The following is an 18,929-nucleotide window of genomic DNA, read 5'->3' as shown; positions in this document are numbered from 1 at the left end:
CAGGATCATTCCGATCCGCCACAACCGATCACTCACGACTGCATTCAACCCACTTTACTGCCACCTGGCAGGAAAGCGCTCAGGCAAGCAGAATTCAGCTACTCACATCTAAGCAAGCGACTCCGAACTACTTCGAGCCCTGGTAAAGAAGCAATAGCATCTTCATCGACGGCATGAAAACCATCATCCCATCGATATATTATTCCACTACCCCAAAAAACCATCACAAGCCGAAGCAGAAGATTTTCATCCAAATCGTTACCGCCATCATCCAACTCAAAAACAAGCAGCAGCTCACCAGACCCCTTTATCAGCGGAAAGACCCCTTGACCCTTTAAATACTCCTCGAGAGGAGCGCCCCGCAATATTTCAACCCTGATCCAAGGCGCGTCCCCTTGCACCAAACTCCACTCGCTATTAATTTCCCACTTATTAACTTTAAGATCAAGAAAATTACATTCATCAAGACTCTCATCATCCTGAAAGTAGGACACGGGAAAATCACCCCATGCCTGATCAATCAAGAACTTTCTCTCGGGCAACTTCATGCCACCCTTCAAAACAACAATAAATTTGGTTCCCATCACATATTTCCTGTTTCTTGCAGGCGTCTTAGCCCCTTCTCAGCGTTTCTGACAAGCTGATCCCTTGCAGATTTTGGCAATCGCCTGAACGCCTTGTCTATCTGAGGAGCCAAGGGCAATGATAGATCCGGACGGAAGTCTACGAACGAGTCCTTTCCGCCTCCTGACTGGATCTGAAGCTTACCATTCGGCTCGATATCGACCCGAAGCATCCTTTTACGACCGTTTATGACAGCCTCTACAGGCTGACCGATCGTTTCGCTGGCCTTGATTGTTCCACTATTGGTGGAGACGGAAACACTATCGCTTCTAGGCGACTCCCCCACGCGCCTTCTGCTCGAAGCGCTGCTCTTCTGGCCGCCCTCACCAACTGGGTTAATTCCCAAGCGGCCCGTCACAGGCAGCAAACCCGTCTTTCCCGCAGCCGTTGCCCCGGCAATCAGCGCGATGTTCCCCGCAGTCATGGTGAGCGCATATCGATCATCGTCGCTCAGCCCTACAAGGCTGCCGAACAGGTAGCTTCCGCTCGCCAGAGGGCTACCGACCAAGGCATCCATCAGCGCAAAATCACGCCGCTGCCTCATCACCGTTGGCAGGAGATCTTCAGAGCGCCATACCTCCAAGCCGGACCTGATGACAGCCTTGTTGAAGATTGCCTCGTTTTCGCTATCAGCTCTCCAAATGTTCTTTTCGAAGAACGAAAAGTTCTCATCAGTGAACTTCTGCTTATCACGCGAAAGTCCCGAGTAAGGGAATTCGCTTGCCTCGCGAATACCCCCACTGACGAGGGCAATCGCCGCATCCGTGCCGTTCTGCTGGGCATATGCCCCCAGATAAAGCTCCAGATTGTGCTGCTGCACGACAGAAAGAGGCTGGCCGCCGGCAAGCATATTCAGCAGACCATCACTCATATGATCCCCACCGTCGAGATAAATAAGCTCTGCGGATTCCTGTGGCGTCAGTTTTCCCTTCTTAGACTTCTCACGTAGATCTGCCAGCCGCTGCTGATCGTTCTTCCCGAGGAAATTATTCTCAACAGAATTCTTGGCAATCCCAGCATTCAATGCGATTCCGGCCAGATCCTGTCCCGACAACCCACCCGCCAGTGCACCCACCGCCTGCGACAGCGCCAGAACTGCTTCCCTTTCCTGTGGGCTCAGGTTCGAAGGATCCCCGCCGAACAACTTGTCCGTCAGGAACTTGGCAGCAAGCTCACCCCCACCCGCCGCCAGCGCCCCACTCCCCGCTGAACCACCATTGGCCTCCGCCAACAACGCTCCCAGCAGTGCGTGCGACAGCATCTGCATGGCCTCGCTGGGCACAGCACTCTGCTTGTTCGGGTCGAACGTCTTGCCAATCAGTTCAGCCGCATACGGTGCCAGCGCATTGGAACCCAGCTGACCTAGTCCCTGCCCGGACATGCCTCCGACCAGTGCGGTGGTGACAGCCCCCAATGCGCGGCCATAGACACCATCAGGGGCCCACTTTTGCTGGGTCACCAGCGCATCCGCGTAGGATGCATCGAACGCCAGCAGGCGCTTGAACTGCTCGTCCGAAGGAAGGTCATCAAATGCCCGCCTTTCTTCGACGCTCATCCCTTCCCGATACTTGTCGGTGATCCTGTTCGCTCCAGCACTGCCAATGTCGTTGGCGATCTGCTGGCTCGTGGAAACCACCGTCCCTATCGCTCCCGCCATCGCCTGCTGGTCCGCCAGCAGCTTGGTGGCATCAGGCATCGCCTCCAGCGCACGATGCGCCGCACTGGCATCGGTGTTGATACCCAGCTCCGCCGCCGTGGTCTGCTTGCCACCGATGGTGATGTTGCCTTCGGTCAGCGTCGCAAGCGTTGAACTGCTGTCGCTGCCGTTCTCCGTCATCGACATGCCTGGGCCACCGCGGGGGGCGGTAGTGCCCGCCTTCGGGTCCCAACCCTTCATCTGCCCGCCCGCACCACCGCTGATGCTGCCGGAGCTGGCCGAGTAGTCCATCTGGTTCTGCAGGTCGCTGAAGGTCAGCGTCTGTGCGGTCAGTTCACTGTTGGCCGCGTTGGTGCTGGCAATCGCGCCGCCAATCAGGTTCACGTGTCCAGCATCCACGTGATAGCCACCGTTGCCGGCAAACAAGCCACTCTGCTGGCCCACGCCCTGGTAGCTGCCCTCGGCCTTGCCTGCACTGACATAGCCATCGGCGTTCCACGCGTTGCCGAAGGCCACCTGCACGCGCCCACCCACCTGGCTGTTCCTGGACATGCTCTCGGCAATGTCCTGCAGCGATTCGATCGTCAGCGTGCCGCCGGTCTTGACGTCGATGCGGTCAGCCGTCGCGGTCGCGCCGCGCAAGGTGGTGTCACCCTCGGCCTTCAGCGAGATGTTCTGGCCGGTCAGCGTGGTGTTCTGCCAGGTATTGCTGTCCGAGTTCGCCTTGCTGCTGCCCACGCTGGCTTCGGCATACACATACACGCCCGTCTGCGCGCCCACGACAACGCCAACGCCCACTTCGGCGCCGGCATTGCTGCTCTTGCTGCGGTCTGCCACGTGTGCCTTGCCCGCTTCCAGCAGGATGTCGCCGGCCGAATCCAGGCTGAGCGTGTTGCCCGCGCTCAGGTTGCCCTGCACCACGTGGATGTCGCCCGTGGTGCTGGTCAGGTTGACGTTGCCGCCGCCCTGGATGGTCGAGCCGCGCGAGACCGTGCTGCTGCCATCGGCACTGCTGTTGGCCGTCTTGAAGCCGATGCCGGCTTCAGCACTGAACAGGTCGCCGCTGCCGGCACCGCCGGACAGCGCCGAGATCGCACTGGCCGCTTGATACGCGTTGGCGCCGGCGGCCATGCCCTGCATCTTCTGCAGGCGGTCATCGGACTGACGGGCCGCGTCCACGTTGTTGATCAGGTCGATCAGCGGCGACTTCACCCGTGCGAACACGCCGATCTTCAGGTCCTTGTCGCTCTGCGAGTAGTGACCGCTTTCGTCGGCGGTCAGCAGCTCGATCTCGGCGGCAGTGATGTTCACGTCCTTGGCGGCCACCACGTTGCTGGCCGTCTGCGTGTACTTGCCGCCAGCCGTCAGGTTCACGTTGCCGCCCAGGCTGCCGATGCTGCTGGCCACCTGTGACACCTGCGCGCTGTCGTCCTGGTGCTGCTCGCGGTGCCAGCCGGAGAACTTTTCGGTATCAGAAATCTGCACCGAGCCGATCGCCTTGCTGTCCGACGTATTGGCATTGCTGACCGTGTCCTGCCCACTGCGCACCAGCAGATCACCGGCAGCACGGATGTTCACGTCCTTCTCGGCGGCGATGTTGGCCGCGGTCAGGCTGATGTCGCCCTCGGTGGTGGCCATGCGCACGCCACCTCCCACCGACAACTGAGTGCCGGTGATGGTATCGCTGCTGCCGCTGCCGTCGCTCTGCGAGTTGTTGGTGCCAAACGGCAGGCCACTGGTGTTGTTGGCCAGGCCCCAGCCCTTGCCCCGGCTGCTGCTGTCGCTGCGCTCGGTGTTGTGGGCAACGTCGAACACGATGTCCTTGGTGGCCAGCAGCACGGCATTGCCCTCGGCCGACATCTGCGTGCCCTGGCTGAGGATCGAGCCTCGGTTGGCAATCAGCGTAAGATCGCCTCCGGCAGCCAGCTGGCTGACACGCGCGTCACTGGTCGAATGGCTCTGCTCGCTGTTGGACCGCTGGCTGCCGGCGGTCACCACGGTCGACGTGGTGGCTGCACGCAGGCCGGAGGCCGCACCTTCAGCGGTGCGGGTGATCCGCCCCATCGCCGAGCCACTGTCGGCCATGCCGTCGGTGGTCGAGTCGCGGGCGCTGCGGTAGGCCTTGGTCGGGTCGTAGGTCACGCCCACCGAGAAGCCGCTGGACTTGCTCGCCTGGCTGGATTGGCTGTCCGTGGTGTCCTGCCGCGCCAGCAGCGCGATGTCCTTGCCCACCAGCGTCAGGTTCTCGCCAGCGGCGACGTCCGAAGCGGCAATGGTCAGCTGGTTGCCGGCATTGATCAGCACATTACCTTCGCGTGAGGCGATGGCCGAGCCGACCTGAGTGGTGGACTGCTCGGCGTTGGTGCTGCTGTTCTTCGCGCTGCTGTAGCCCACCGACGCCACGCCGTTGCCAAAACCTCCGGTAATGCCGGATTTCTTTTTGCTCTCGCTGGACTCACTGCTGTGATGGTCCTCTGCGGCGGTGATCAGTACATTGTTGCCCGCTCCAAGAATAACGTTGCCAGTGGCATCGACCACCGCACCGACTGCGGTCAGATCGCGACCGGCAGTGATGTTGATGCTCTCGCCCTGGATCGCCGTGCCGATGGCATAGCTGTCGCTGTTGTCGACGCTGCGCGTGGTGGTGGTGCTGGAGAGCGTCTTCTTTTTCTTCTCGTAGCTGTCCAGACTGTAGTCGTGCGTCTCGTTGGCCGAGAGCAGATTCACGTCGCGGCCAGCGACTACGCTGACTGCGCCATCGCTGCTGTCGACCAGTGCGGCGGTCAGGTTCACGTCGCGGCCAGCGCTCAGCAGTAGATTGTCCCCTGCCTGCAGCGTGCTGCCCCGCACCGTTTCATCACTCTGACTGACCTGCAGCGAGCTGCGCTTGCCCGCATTGGCGAAGTCGCGGCTCTCACTGTCCACCAATGCCTGGCTGTTGATGTCACCACCGGCCTGCAGCGCCAGTCCACCACCGGCCTTGATCTGCGCGGCGGCCAGGTTGATGTCCTTGCCAGCAGCCAGCACTACATCGCCACCACCCTGTACCGACGTGGTAGCGTGCGTTGTCTTGTTGCTGCGCTGGTGGTTGCGGTCATCGAAGGTGGCATCGCGGCGCTCGTCCAGCGCAATAGCGCCGACATCCAGATTCCCCCCTGCCGCCAACTGGGTAAGACCATCGATGCCGGCATTGCGGATCTGCGCGGCCTGCAGGCTGATGTCACCGCCGGCCACCACCGACAACATGCCGTCGCCGCTGGGGTTGGTCACATACAGGCCGGCGACGCGATCGATGCGGTTGGTCTCGTATTGGTAGGTACCACCGCCCCGCTGTGTTTCCACCGTGGAGGCCACCGTGACATTTCCCGCCGCCTGCACCGACAGCGCATCGGTCGCCGTCACGGATGCACCGGCAATGCGGATGTCCTTGTCCGACGCCAACCCGACGTATTGGCCGGAGATGCTGCCGCCCAGGTGTTCGATGTTGCCGGCATCGATGGTCACCAGCTTGCGGCCAGCGATGTCACCGGTGTTGACCAGGCCATTGGCCAGTTTGATATCGACATTGGCACCGGCCAGCAGTGCGCCCTGCCCATCCAGGTCACCGGGACGCAGGCGCAGGTAGACCTGCGGCACCAGTGCGGTGGTGGTGCTGCCGTCGGCCAAGGTCACGGTCTGCTCGACGAGCCAGACAATGTCACTGGTCAGCTGCGCCATCTGCGCCTCGGTCAGCGCCACGCCCGGGCGCAGGCCCCATTCGCTGGCCACGGTAGCGCCGGCTTCCAGCAGCGCGCGGTACTGCGCCTCATCGCTGGCGTAACCATCAAGGAAGCGGCGGCCGGTCAGCTCGCCGATCTGCTCGCGCACCAGCTTCTGTTCGTAGTAGCCGTCACCCAGCCGCTTCTGCACGGTATCGGGCGAGTAGCCCATCTGCCCCAGCAGGTGGTCCGAGCTCAGCCACGTCTTGTGGTCGGTGAAGCGCGGATCGGTTTCAACCAGATAGTTGCCACCGTTGCGGTTGACGTTGAACAGGCTGGCCGTGGGTGCGCGGGTGTCCGGCGCGCCCATCGCGATGCGGTCCGGCGAGCCGCCGGCGGCGGCGACCACACGCGCCCCGGATGCGGCGCCATTGCCGGCGATGCCCCCGACCGTGCCGCCCTGCTGCACGCCAGCGGCATCGGCCGCCTGTGCCAACGCGCGTTCCGCCCCCGTCCCTCCGCTGTGGCCCGGTCCCTGCGCACCGTTGTGGCCAGGGCCGTCCGGCAGCGTCTTCGGCCCCTGCACGTTGAGGTTGGCCATTGCCGCGCCATCCTGCACGTTGGGTGCGTTGCGCCCCTGGTTGAGGTTGCTGAGATCGCCAACGTCGATGGTCAGGGTGCCGCCGCTGGTGATGCTGCCGCCGATCTTCCCGGTCACTTCGGAGATCGCCGGGTTGCTCCAGGTGACGAGGTCGCCGGAGAAGGTATGCCCCACGTTGTTGAAAGCATGGGTGCGATACAGCGTCGCAGCCAGGTTCTCCACCTTGGCGGTGCCACCCAGGCCAACGATGTCGAGATTGCCGCCGGCGGCGATGCTGCCGTAGTGATTGCGCAGATCATCGGTACGCAATCGCATTGCACCACCGGAGCGGATGACCGCATCGGCGCCTACGCCTGGCCCCAGAATATCCTCGGTCACCGTCTGCGTGGCGATGCGGTACTGCTCGTTGCTGCTGACGTTGTTGCCGCCGGAACCGCGCGGATTGGTCAGGTGCTGATCCGGGGCATAGTCCTTGTAGGTCCACAGCTGCACGCAGTTGGTGGTGCAGGTGCCATAGGCCGGTGAATAGGTCAGCTTGTCATCGACATAGCGGAATGCCGGCGAATCCGGGTGCAGATGGGTCAGCTCGGCAAAGGGATCGTCGGCGCCACTGCCGGCCTGGTCCGGGTTGGCCTGGTTGTCCTGGCGCCCAACGTAGTACAGCACTACGGTGCCATCCTGCAGGTTGAGGCGCGAACGCTCACCCAGCGCGGCATACAGGCCACCACGTCCAAAGAAGTACGCGCTGGTCTGCGCGGTAAGGCGCACCACCGCCCGGTGTACGGTGAAGCCGTCGGGGGTGATGTGCGGCGTATCTTCCAGGATATCGGCCGGGTTGAGGTAATAGACCTCCTGGGCGATGTAGTGGCTGGTACTGCGGATGTTCTCGGTGCCGTTCTTGCCGTTGCGCCACCATGCAGGACGATCCATGCGCACCGGCGCGTTCACCGTGGTGGTCTGGGTAATGACCACGTTCTCTCGGATGTTGTTGATCGCGCCCGCATCGATCGCCAGGTTGCCGCTCACATCAATGATCGAACCGATGTTGTCGATTCTGCCGGCCGTGCCCGCGGCAATGCGATCAGCCCCCAGCGATCCGCCGATGGCCGCATCGCCGCCGCTGTAGATCAGGCCCTTGCCGGTGTTCTGCAGTTCGCGCACGCCCAGGTCCAGGCGCTCGCGCGCGGCCACGGTGCCGACGCGGGTGGCACCGTTGGCATCCTCGGCATGGTTCTTCAGCACGCCGGCCGAGATCGCCACGTGGTCGCCATAGATGCGGCCGGTGCCAAGGTTGTCCAGCACGTCGGCTTCGAGGTGGGTCACCTTGCCGTCGATCAGGCCGCGATTGGTCAGCTGGCCGCGTGCATTGAGATGGGTGATGCCTTCGCTGGAGATCTCGCCGTTGGCCGCGTTGGTGATGTTCTGCGCGTTGAGATCGAGGTTGCCGCCACGCAGTACGCCCTGGTTGTCCAGGTCGCCGGACAGATGCAGGGCCAGCGTGCCGTTGGCCACCCATTCGCCGCGGTTGCTCAGGCCCTGCTGCAGGGTCAGGCTCAAGTCGCGCTGGGCGTGTACCTGGCCGTCCTCGCTGAGCGCGCGCGCCACCAGGGTCTGGCTGCCATCGGCCCGCAGCAGGCCGCCACTGTTGGCAACGCTGTCGGCACTGCTGTCGAGGTTGCCGCCGGTGGTGATGACACCCCCGTAGTTCTGCAGCTGGCCGTTGACCTGCAACCGCGCGCCGCCATCGGTGACGATCTGTCCCTGGCTGTTGTCCAGCCACTGCGTTCCGAATTGCAGCTGGCCTGCCTGCAGGCCGCGGGTGCCATCGCCGCCGCGGGTGTTGCGGTTGTCGACGCTGGCTGCGGTGAGGGTCAGCAACTGGCCGGCGGCGATCGCGCCGGCAGTGTTGTCCAGGTGCCCGCTCAGGGTCAGGTCGAGATTGCGCCCGGCCTGCACGCGCCCGGCGCCGTTGGCCAGCGTCGCCGTCTGCAGCGACAGGCCCGCCGCGCTGGCAAGCGTACCGCCGGCGCTGTTGTCGGCACTGGCGAGCAGCAGCCGCGCATCGCCCTGTGCGTTCAGCGTGCCACCTCGGTTGTCCAGCGCACCAGCGTCCAGCTGCAGTGTGCCCGCCGCCAACAGGCCACCACTGCTGGCGGTGTCCCGGTTGTCGATGGTCTGTCCTGCGGTATCGATGCGCAGATCGGCGGCCGACTGCACCCGGCCGCCCTGGTTGAGCAGCGCGCCACTGTGCACCGTCAGCGCACCCTTCTGCGTACCCAGCGTACCTGCGCTGTTGTCCAGCCGCTGGCCGCGGGTATCGAGGGTCAGCTGCCCACCCAGCACCGTGCCGCGCTGGTTGTCGAGGCCAGTGGCCTGCAGCTGCAGCAGCTCGCCGGCCTGCATCGCGCCATCGCTGTTGTCCACGCCTGCAACCGTGGTCAGCAGCAGATCCTTGCCTGCCACCACCGTGCCATGCCGGTTGTCGAGGCTGGCGGCGCCCAGGGTCATCGCACCGGCGCTGGACAGCAGGCCCTGGCTGCCGTTGTCGAGGCGACCGTCGATGCCCAGTACCAGCTCGCTGCCACCGGCGTGGACGGTACCGCCGAGGTTGTCGAGGCTGGCGGCATTGATCGTGCCCGCGCCACCCAGCAGGATGCGCCCGCTCTGATTGTCCAGTGCCTCGCCGATGGCCAGGGTGGAACGGCCGCTGCCGGCGCCCTGCAGGGTGCCCTGCGCATTGATCAGCTGCTGCGCGGAAACGTCGAGCACACCATTGCTGGCCAGCGAGCCGCCGCGGTTGTCCAGCAGCCCCTGCACCCGCAGGCGTAGTGCTTCTTCGCCGGTGGCAGTGAGCGCACCGCCGGCGGTGGTCAGGCTATCGGCGTTGATATCGATGCGGCGCGCCGAGGTGGTCGCCTTCGTCAGATCGAGGGTCTTGCCCTCCAGCACCAACGTGCCATTGCTGAGCACGCTGCCACCCGCACCCAGCAGGGTCTGTGCGAGCACCTGCAACTGGCCGCTGCCGGCGTGCTGGATCTTGCCTGCGCTGTTGTCCAGCGTCTGCGCCTGCAGCGTCAGGTCAGCATTGCTGGCCAGCGTACCGCCGGCATTGCCCAGCGTGGTGGCATGGATGCGGCTGGCACCCTCGCCACTTGCGATGATGCGGCCGCCGGCGTTGTCCAGCGTTCCGGCCTCGAGGTCGAAGCGGTCAGCCCCCAGCGTTGCGTCGCGATGGTCTACCTCATCCGCGCGCAGGGTCAGCGTAGCCGCAGAGACCAACGTGCCCTTGCTGCCATCCAGGCGGGCCGTGGTGATATCCAGGCCCTGGTTGCCGGCCTGGCGGATGGCACCGGCGGTATTGTCCAGCTGTGCGGCAGTGAGGGTCAGCCGGTCGGCATTGCTGGCGATGGTGCCTTCATGGTTGTCCAGCGTACCGTCGACCTGCAACGTGCTGTCGGCTGCACCGGCAGCACTGAGCGTACCCTTGCGGTTGAGCAGTTCACCGGCCTGCACATCCAGGGCGCCGTTGCCTGCGATCGTGCCGCCGCTGTTGTCCACGGCTTGCGCCACGCGCAGCTGCAGTGCATCGCTGCCGGTGGCGCTCAGGTTGCCGCCGGCGTTGTCCAGGCGTTCGGCATTGATCGCGACGCGCTCGGCCTGGGTGGTGCTGCCGGCACCCAGCACCAGCTCGCCGCCGTCAAGCATCAGCGACGACTGGCTGAGAATCCGCCCGGCTGCGCCCTGCAACGCATCGGCACGGATCTGCAGCGAGCCGCTGCCGGCGTGCTCGATTGCACCGCTACGGTTGTCCAGCCGCGCCGCCTGCAGCAGCACGTCGCCCGTGCCGGCCAGGCGGCCGCCGTTGCGGTTGTCCAGCAATTCGCGGGCCTGCACCTGCAACAGGCTGTTACCCGCCGCAAGCACCTTGCCGCCCTGGTTGAGCAGGCTGCCGACGTGCAGCTGCAACTGGCCGTTGCCAGAGATCGCACCGGCGCTGTTGTCCAGTTCGTCGCGCACAGTCAGTATCGCGCCCTGGCTACCGGCCGACTGCAGCGTGCCCTTCTGGTTGTCGATGCGGCCCGCATCGATGCGCAGGCCCGCGTTGCCAAGCACCTGCCCGCCTTGGTTGTCGAAGGTGCCACGTACCTCCAGCGCCAACTCGGAATTCCCGAGCGACACGATCTGGCCACCGGCGTTGCGCAGGCCGTCGGCCTGGATCTGCACGCTCTGCGCCGAGGTGGTGCCGCCACTCACATCCAGCTGGCCACCGGTCAGCGACAGGTCGCCGTTGCTGAGCAGGCGGCCTTCGCTGCCACGCAGCGTATCGGCATGTACACGCAACGCGCCGTTGCCGGCCTGCTGCAGCAGGCCCTTGCTGTTGTCCAGCGTGGTCGCTGTCAGGTGCAGCTCGCCATTGCCGGCCACGGTGCCACCGGCACTGTTGTCCAGCGTACCGGCCCGCAGCGTGCTGTCCTGGTTGCCCAGCGACAGCAGGCTGCCGCCGCGGTTGTCCAGCGTGCCGGCGGCGATCTGGAACTGCGCTGCAGTGAGCGTGCCATTGCGCACGTCCGCATTGCCCACCGTCCAGTCCAGGCGACCGAGCGTGCTCAGGCGACCGCCGGCACCGGTCCAGTCGCCCGTGGTCAGCAACAGGCCGCCGTTACCGGCATGCTCGATGCGGCCACCGGCGTTGAAGGCCCGACCTGCCCCCAGCGTCAGGCGCTCGGCATTGGTCGCCAGCAGGCCGCCCTCGTTGTTGAACGCGCCTTGCACTGTCCAGGCCGACTCGGCACTGCCGGCATGGCGCAGCTCGCCTGCCCGGTTGTCCAGCGACTGTGTCTGCAGCTGCAGCGCACCGGCCACACTCAGCGCGCCCTTCTGGTTGGACAGCGTGCCCAGCTGCAGCGCAGCGTCACCGTGCACCTGCAGTGTGCCGCCATCGTTGTCCAGATCGCCCGTGGCGCGCAGTGAGGCCACACCAAGGCGACCTCCGCTGTTGTCCAGGCCATTGCCCGCAACCAGCGATACATGACCGCCGTTGCTGATGCTGCCGCCGTCGTTGTCGAGCGTGCCGGCGATGTCCAGCACACCGGCTGCCAACGGAACAGCCGGCGTCACCGGCGTACCGCCGCCAGTGCCGGTACCCGGTGTACCCGGAGTACCCGTACCGGGCGTGCCGGTTCCGGGCGCACCGGTACCTGGCGTTCCGCCGCTTCCCGGCGAGGTGCCACTGGGGGTACCGCCGGAGCCGCCCGACGCCACCGCATCCAGCGCACCGATCAGGCCTTCGCTGCGATTGCTCACGCTGCCTGCGGTGAGGATCAACGCCTGCACGCCGGTCTGCTCGATGGCACCGCCACGGTTGCGCAGGGCCTGTGCCTGCAGCTGCAGGCGCTGTGCATTGAGCTTGCCGCCGCTGTTGTCCAGCGTGCCACCGGAGATGATCGCAGCTTCATGCGTGGCAGCGATGGTGCCGGCATTGGCCAGATCTCCGCTCGCCTGCACGCGCACGTTCTGCAGTGACTGCAGCGCGCCGGTGTTCTCCAGCCGGCCATCCACCGTGACCACGAGTTCGCCGGCCTGGGCACCGATGCTGCCGGCATTGCGCACGCCCACGCCGTGTTCATTACCGACCAGCCAGATCTTGTTGGCGAACATGCCGCCCAGCGCGCCCACGTCCAGCGCGAAGGTCGGCGCTTCACCGCTGGCCGCCGCAGCGTTGACCTGGCTGTGGTCGGCACTGACCACGTTGTTGCCGAGGGTCGCCTGCAGCTGGTTGGCCCAGATGCCGGCGTTGACCTTCAACGATCGGGTGATCAGGTCGGTGTAGTCGGCGCGGCTGGCATCGAGGCCATCGCCGTTGACCTCGATTGCCCCACCACTGACCCGATAACCTTCCAGCGAACCGCTGCCGCTGAACACCGGCGTGCCGGTGGTGAGCGTGACGCGGCTGGCATTGAGGAAACCGCCACCGTTGACCTGGATGCCGGCAGGATTGGCGATGATAACCTCGGCGCGCTGTCCGGCCACTTCCACGTAGCCATTGAGCCGGCTGGCCGGGCCGTTGACCTCGTTGAGGATGACCCGGGCGCTGCCGGTGGCCAGCCACGGATTGCCCTGCACCCAGCCACCCAGCTGCGTCTGCACCTGGCCACGCGCGTTGTTGAGGATCACGCCCTCGCGGCCGACATCGAACTGCGAGTAACGGTTGCGCGAAACACCACCGGCCGATGGCGTGGTGATGTTGACCATCGGCACACCGTTCGGCGCGGTGACCACGGTGGGGCGCTCACGGCCGGGCGCGTTGGGATCGGACACGATGTGGCCGACCGATTGCGCTGCAGCCACGGGCGCTAGGCTGACCCATCCCAACGCGCACATCAGCGCGAAGCCGAGCGGCGACACGGCTGCCGTCTGCCGGCCGGCGACCTGGCCGACCAGGCCGCCACCGCCTTTCACCAGTTCCGAAGCGACCTGCCACACGCGCAGCGCGCGGTTGAAAACCAGGCGATAGATGCTGTTCATTTCACGAATCCTTGTGCCAGATCAGTAGCGCCACGCCAGGCTGAAGCCGAAGGTGGTGTAGTCAGTCGGGAAGTTGGAGGGCTTATGCAGGGCCGAGCCCACGAAGCCGTCCCAGGAAAGCTGCTGCCAGCCGCCGCGCAGGCCCAATGCCATGCCGGCCAGATCCCGGCCGGATTGCCATTGCGCCGATGGCCCGCCGATGCGGCCGTAGTCGGCGGCGACGTAGAACTCCTGGCCGCCGCCGATACCCAGCGACAGATCGTTGCGCAGCGACCAGCCACGCTCGCCGCTGAGCGAGCTTTCGCCATCGAAGCCACGCACCGTGTAGCGGCCGCCGATCGCAAAGCGATCCTGGGGCGACAATGGTGTGCGGTTCCACTGCGCGCGCCAGGCAGCGGTGTAGCGCAGGCGCTGCTTGCCCAGCTGGAACGGCACGCTGAACTGCGCGTCAGCCGTGATCAGCTTCATCCGCGAGGTGCCTTCCAACGGCAGCGTCGGATCCCACGCCTGGGCCATCTCTTCCGGGGAGCGCAGTGCATGGAAGGCGCCGGTGCCGCGCCGGTATGCCAGCGTGGCATCAAGCGTAGCCGCGCCGATGAACTGCTTGTGGGTCAGGCCGAGCTCCCAGCCCGAGGTACGGCGACGCTGTACCTCGATCTCGGTATCGTCGATGTAGTTCTTCGACGTGCGCTGCCAGCCGCGGCCGTAGATGCCCAGCTTGGTCTTGGCATTGCGCAGCAGCAGGCGATCCACGCGTGCCTCGGCGTTGCCGCTGCGGCCGCTGTAGTCATAGCTTTCGTACGCGCCCACCACGGTCTGGCTGTAGTCGTAGGCACTGGCCGTGGCGCCGAACAGCCAGTAGCCGTAGGGCACGTCGTAGTGCGCGGTCCAGCTGTTGGTGTCCTTGCCTTTGCCATTGAACACGCCGCGCCCCGCGCTGACGTAGAACAGCTCGTTCAGACCCAGCGGGTTGTCCAACGACAGCGTGGCGTTGGCCTGCAGCTTGCCGGTGCCCTGGCTGCCTGCATCGTCCAGGGTCAGGCTGGCACGCACCGGCGAACGCTGTTTCCAGTCGATGTTCAGGTCGCTCTGCCCGGGCGCGGCTCCTTCGCCGTCCGCAGGTGCGATCTTGATGTCAGCAGTGACGGTGGGCACGCGCTGCAGGTTCTCCAGCCCCTGCTCGATGTCGCGCAGGTTCAACAGGCCGCCACTGCGGATCGGCAGCGCATTGGCGATGGCCGGATGCCGCCCATCCGACTCGGTGAACACCGCCTCGCGGAATCGCCCGGGCACCACCGACAGTGTCAGCGTGCCGGTATTCAGATCCTGCGGGGCCGACAGCACGCGGGTGGTGACATAGCCGCGCGCGATGATCGCGTTCTGTACGCGCTTCATCACCACGTTGATGCCTTCAGTGCCCAGGCAGCGGCCGCTGGCGGGATCTTCGCGCGGATCGGCTGCAGCCAATGCCCACTGGAAGCCCTTGGCACCCTCGCCGTCCAGCACGATGCGATCAATACGCACGCAGGGCTGCTCCTGCGTCGGCAGGCGCTCCCCCTGTTCACCCTGGCTGCTCTCCAGCCGTACATCGGGCCGGCTCTCCTGCTGCTCGCGCAGCACGCGTTCTCGTTCCTGCTGGCGCAGCAGCTCCTGCGCGCCCGGGTCACCCACCTGCTGGGCAGCAACACTGAAGGCCATGCCCAGAAGCACCAACCCTCCACCACTGCGGCGCGCACCGCGCACAGACATCTTCCTTGCTTGCACAATCAATTCCACGTGTTGATGCCACGCGTCAGCGGTCCTGCTCCCGGAAAGGAGAAGGGCCAACCCAATGGCTTGAATCGAGGTTCGCCGGGGGTATGCAACGGCATGCCACCGCGCCCGACGCGAAGTGGCGCATAGGCTATCGGCCGCCCGAAGGATTTCTATAGGGAAATTTTCAAATGCCCAGGACTACGGGACAGAACACCGCAGGCAGAGATCCAGAGTATGCGTGGGCGCGCGCCACGTCGCAAAGCAACGGCGTTCAGCACAACGCCTTTCGCCGGCCCACGCTACAGTCGGCGCATGACCGTATTCCTGCAGATCGAAGGCACCGCCATCGTTGACATCTCCAGCCTCTATGCGGAGATCAACCGGATATTCATGGCCGGCGAAGCCTGGCAGCTCGGGCCCAGTCTCGATGGGCTGGACGATCTGCTGTACGGCGGTTATGGCGCGCTGGCCGGGCACGAAACCGCCACGCTGGTCTGGCGCGACATCGACCGCAGCCGAGAGGCACTGGGATTGGAGGCCACGCGCGCGTGGCTGGAAGACAAGCTGCGGCAGCCGGGTACGTTCAATGCCGAAACCATCGGCCGCCAGCTGGACGCCCTGCAACGTGGCGAGGGGCAGACCTACTTCGACATCGTGATGGAGATCTTCGCCAGCCACCCGAACGTTGCACTGGTGTGCGCCTGAAGTGGCGGCGCGCGCCCTTCCACTGCGGCATCCGCCTCCGGAATACTCCAACCGCTTCAGCGCCACCGGTTGCGGAAGTAACGGTCTGCCGGATCGCGGTACAACAGGAATGCGACATACAGTGAAACGCAGAAGATGGCCCCCACGGTCAGAAATTCGAAGGGGCCTGCCATCTTCATGTCGACCAACTGCAACACGGTCGTCTCCACAAGCATCACCACAAACAGCGGGCGAACCCACGCCCAGCGCGCGAAGACGCCCACCCCGATGACGATGCCAGCCAACGCGTTGAGCAGACCGGCAGTGACCAGCACCGCATACGGCAGAGAGTGGTGGAGGCTCATCCGGGCCAGCAGTTGATACTCGGGCACACCCGGCCCATAGACCTTGAGCATGCCGTAAAGGGCGAAGGCGCCCCCCACCAACTGGTACAGCGCGACGAGATAGAGCGAAGGCGGTGCTTCAACCGCTGCCTTGGCCTGCTGGTCTTCTTGGGGTGCAGATTGTTGCGTCATCGTTCATTCCTTGGCTGATGTGCTGCCAGCATGGCTGCAGGCCAGAGCCTACACCCGCACCGCGGGGCGTGACAGCCGCCCTGCCCGCCGGCTCCAGCAGCGGCCAGCCCACTCTACCCGTTACCATGGACAGCCCTGTACCGGCTCCGCCCCGCTGCCCTCCGGCGCGAGCGGACGCCCCTGATCCACGAGTCCCATGTCCAAAGACAAGTCCGCCGAACACACCCCGCTGATGAAGCAGTTCTTCGCAGCCAAGTCCGACTACCCGGACCTGCTGCTGTTCTTCCGCATGGGCGACTTCTACGAGCTGTTCTACGACGACGCGCGCAAGGCCGCGCGCCTGCTCGACATCACCCTGACCCAGCGCGGCAGCTCCGGTGGTGCACCGATTCCGATGGCCGGCGTGCCGGTGCACGCCTACGAGGGCTACCTGGCACGACTGGTCGCGCTGGGCGAATCGGTGGCGATCTGTGAACAGATCGGCGACCCGGCACTGGCCAAGGGGCTGGTCGAACGCAAGGTGGTGCGCATCGTCACCCCCGGCACGGTCACCGACGAAGCGCTGCTGGACGAGCGTCGCGACACCCTGCTGATGGCCCTGTCGCGCAACAAGAGCGGCTATGGCCTGGCCTGGGCCGACCTGGCCGGCGGCCGTTTCCTGGTCAACGAAGTGGACACCGATGACGCGCTGGAAGCCGAACTCGCGCGCCTGGAGCCGGCCGAACTGCTGGTGCCGGATGAGGAGAACTGGCCGGAGTTCCTGCGCCAGCGCAGCGGCGTGCGTCGCCGCGCACCATGGCTGTTCGACGCCGACAGTGGTCGCCGCCAGCTGCTGAACTTCTTCAAGCTGCATGACCTGAGCGGCTTCGGCATCGACGACAAGCCGCGCGCCACGGCCGCTGCCGGCGCCCTGCTCGGCTACGTCGAGGAAACCCAGAAGCAGCGCCTGCCGCACCTTACGTCCATCTCGATGGAAACCGCCGGCGAAGCGATCGCGATGAACGCGGCAACGCGGCGCCATCTGGAGCTGGACACCCGCGTCGACGGCGATACCCGCAATACCCTGCTCGGCGTGCTCGACAGCACGGTGACGCCGATGGGCGGCCGCCTGCTGCGCCGCTGGCTGCATCGGCCGCTGCGCCTGCGCGAGGTGCTGGTGCAGCGCCACCACGCGGTGGAAACACTGATCGACCGTGGCGCGGACGCAGATATCCGCGAACAGTTCCGCCGCCTCGGCGACCTTGAACGCATCCTCACCCGCGTTGCCCTGCGCTCGGCACGGCCGCGCGACTTCTCCACCCTGCGCGATGGCCTCGGCCTGCTGCCGGCCGTACGCGAGGTGCTGGCACCGCTGGATTCACCGCGCCTGCAGACCCTGCACGCCGCGCTCGGCGAACACGACGAATGCGCCCACCTGCTGGCCAGCGCGATCGCCGACATGCCGCCGCTCAAGCTCAGCGATGGTGGCGTGCTGGCCGATGGCTTCGACGCCGAGCTGGATGAGCTGCGCCGACTGTCGACCCACGCCGACCAGTTCCTGGTCGACCTGGAGCAGCGCGAGCGCGAGAGCAGCGGCATCGCCACCCTGAAGGTCGGCTACAACCGTGTGCATGGCTACTACATCGAAATCAGCAAGGGCCAGTCCGACCGTGCGCCGGTGCATTACACCCGCCGGCAGACACTGACCAACGCCGAGCGCTACATCACCGAAGAACTGAAGGCGTTCGAAGACAAGGTGCTGTCCGCCCGCGACCGTTCGCTGTCGCGCGAAAAGTACCTGTACGAGCAGCTGCTGGACACGCTGGGCACCCAACTGGAGCCGCTCAAGCAGTGTGCTGCCGCACTCAGCGAACTGGACGTGCTGGCAGCCTTCGCCGAACGTGCGCAGGCGCTGGACTGGGCGCGCCCGGAGCTGCAGGCCGAGCCGTGCCTGAAGATCGAGCGCGGCCGCCATCCGGTAGTGGAAGCGGTGCGTGACCAGCCGTTCGAGCCCAACGACCTGGACCTGCACCCGGACCGTCGCATGCTGGTCATCACCGGCCCGAACATGGGCGGTAAATCGACCTACATGCGGCAGAACGCGCTGATCGTGCTGCTGGCCCACATCGGCAGCTTCGTGCCGGCCAGCCGTGCGCTGATCGGCCCGATCGACCGCATCCTGACCCGCATCGGCGCAGGCGACGACCTTGCCCGCGGGCAGTCGACCTTCATGGTCGAGATGGCCGAAACCAGCTACATCCTGCATCACGCCACCGCGCATTCACTGGTGCTGATGGACGAGATCGGCCGCGGCACGTCCACCTACGACGGCCTGGCCCTGGCCGACGCGGTAGCGCGCCACCTCGCCTACGAAAACCGCTGTTACACGCTGTTTGCGACCCATTACTTCGAACTGACCGCGTTGGCCGACGAACAGCACGAGGGCGGCCGCAGCGGCATCGCCAACGTGCATCTGGATGCCGTCGAGCACGGCGAAGCACTGGTGTTCATGCATGCAGTGAAGGACGGTCCGGCCAACCGCAGCTTCGGCCTGCAGGTGGCCGCCCTGGCCGGCCTGCCGCGTGCCACCGTGGCACAGGCGCGCCGACGCCTGGCCGAGCTGGAACAACGCGGTGGCGAAAGCCATGCCGCCGAACTCGCCCCGCAGGCGCTGGATGCCCCGCAGCAGTTCGGGCTGTTTGCCGCCCCGCCGAACAAGGCGCAGGAGGCGCTGGCCGCGATCGACCCGGACGAGCTGACCCCGAAGCAGGCACTGGAAGCGCTGTACCGGTTGAAGGCGCTGCTGTAAGGCAGGCCGCAGGTTCCGCCGGCCCTGCCCGGCGGACGCCCGCCATGAAGCCTTCGCATTG

The 18,929-nt window shown here is 65.4% G+C and carries 6 protein-coding genes; 2 read left to right on the top strand and 4 right to left on the bottom strand.

The window, feature by feature from the left end; all coding sequences use genetic code 11:
- Positions 1-98: 98 nt before the first annotated feature.
- From M2299_RS13170 to M2299_RS13160, 3 genes are read right to left on the bottom strand one after another with little or no spacing between them, the layout of a single operon-like run.
- The gene (locus tag M2299_RS13170) at positions 99-584 is read right to left on the bottom strand and encodes a hypothetical protein (RefSeq protein WP_099783295.1); all 486 of its coding nucleotides are present in this window, start codon (positions 582-584) and stop codon (positions 99-101) included.
- A complete protein-coding gene (locus M2299_RS13165) occupies positions 584-13,105 on the bottom strand; it encodes a hemagglutinin repeat-containing protein (RefSeq protein ID WP_280884496.1) in 12,522 nt (4,173 codons plus the stop codon). The genes M2299_RS13170 and M2299_RS13165 overlap by 1 nt, the downstream gene beginning before the upstream one ends.
- Before the next feature lie 21 nt (positions 13,106-13,126).
- A complete protein-coding gene (locus tag M2299_RS13160) occupies positions 13,127-14,803 on the bottom strand; it encodes a ShlB/FhaC/HecB family hemolysin secretion/activation protein (RefSeq protein ID WP_280884523.1) in 1,677 nt (558 codons plus the stop codon).
- A gap of 369 nt (positions 14,804-15,172) precedes the next feature.
- Between M2299_RS13160 and M2299_RS13155 the strand changes: the two genes are divergently transcribed.
- Positions 15,173-15,565 (top strand): barstar family protein, encoded by a 393-nt coding sequence (locus tag M2299_RS13155; RefSeq protein ID WP_280884495.1) that lies wholly within the window; start codon positions 15,173-15,175, stop codon positions 15,563-15,565.
- Positions 15,566-15,621: 56 nt separating this feature from the next.
- On the opposite strand, the gene M2299_RS13150 is transcribed toward M2299_RS13155, so the two are convergent.
- Positions 15,622-16,080 (bottom strand): hypothetical protein, encoded by a 459-nt coding sequence (locus tag M2299_RS13150; protein WP_280884494.1) that lies wholly within the window; start codon positions 16,078-16,080, stop codon positions 15,622-15,624.
- Between the two features lie 196 nt (positions 16,081-16,276).
- Between M2299_RS13150 and mutS the strand changes: the two genes are divergently transcribed.
- A complete protein-coding gene (mutS, locus tag M2299_RS13145) occupies positions 16,277-18,868 on the top strand; it encodes a DNA mismatch repair protein MutS (RefSeq protein ID WP_117309834.1) in 2,592 nt (863 codons plus the stop codon).
- The last annotated feature ends 61 nt before the right edge of the window (positions 18,869-18,929 follow it).

Origin of the sequence: Stenotrophomonas sp. 1278 (assembly GCF_029892765.1) — a bacterium.
Lineage (GTDB): Bacteria > Pseudomonadota > Gammaproteobacteria > Xanthomonadales > Xanthomonadaceae > Stenotrophomonas > Stenotrophomonas indicatrix.
Note: the sequence above shows the minus strand (reverse complement) of the source record. Positions and strands in the feature narration are given on the sequence as shown.

What these genes read in the sequence shown, in the direction of transcription:
- M2299_RS13170 (WP_099783295.1), bottom strand. Translation starts at nt 584, where the DNA reads ATGGGAACCAAATTTATTGTTGTTTTGAAGGGTGGCATGAAGTTGCCC.
- M2299_RS13165 (WP_280884496.1), bottom strand. Translation starts at nt 13,105, where the DNA reads ATGAACAGCATCTATCGCCTGGTTTTCAACCGCGCGCTGCGCGTGTGG.
- M2299_RS13160 (WP_280884523.1), bottom strand. Translation starts at nt 14,803, where the DNA reads ATGGCCTTCAGTGTTGCTGCCCAGCAGGTGGGTGACCCGGGCGCGCAG.
- M2299_RS13155 (WP_280884495.1), top strand. Translation starts at nt 15,173, where the DNA reads ATGACCGTATTCCTGCAGATCGAAGGCACCGCCATCGTTGACATCTCC.
- M2299_RS13150 (WP_280884494.1), bottom strand. Translation starts at nt 16,080, where the DNA reads ATGACGCAACAATCTGCACCCCAAGAAGACCAGCAGGCCAAGGCAGCG.
- mutS (WP_117309834.1), top strand. Translation starts at nt 16,277, where the DNA reads ATGTCCAAAGACAAGTCCGCCGAACACACCCCGCTGATGAAGCAGTTC.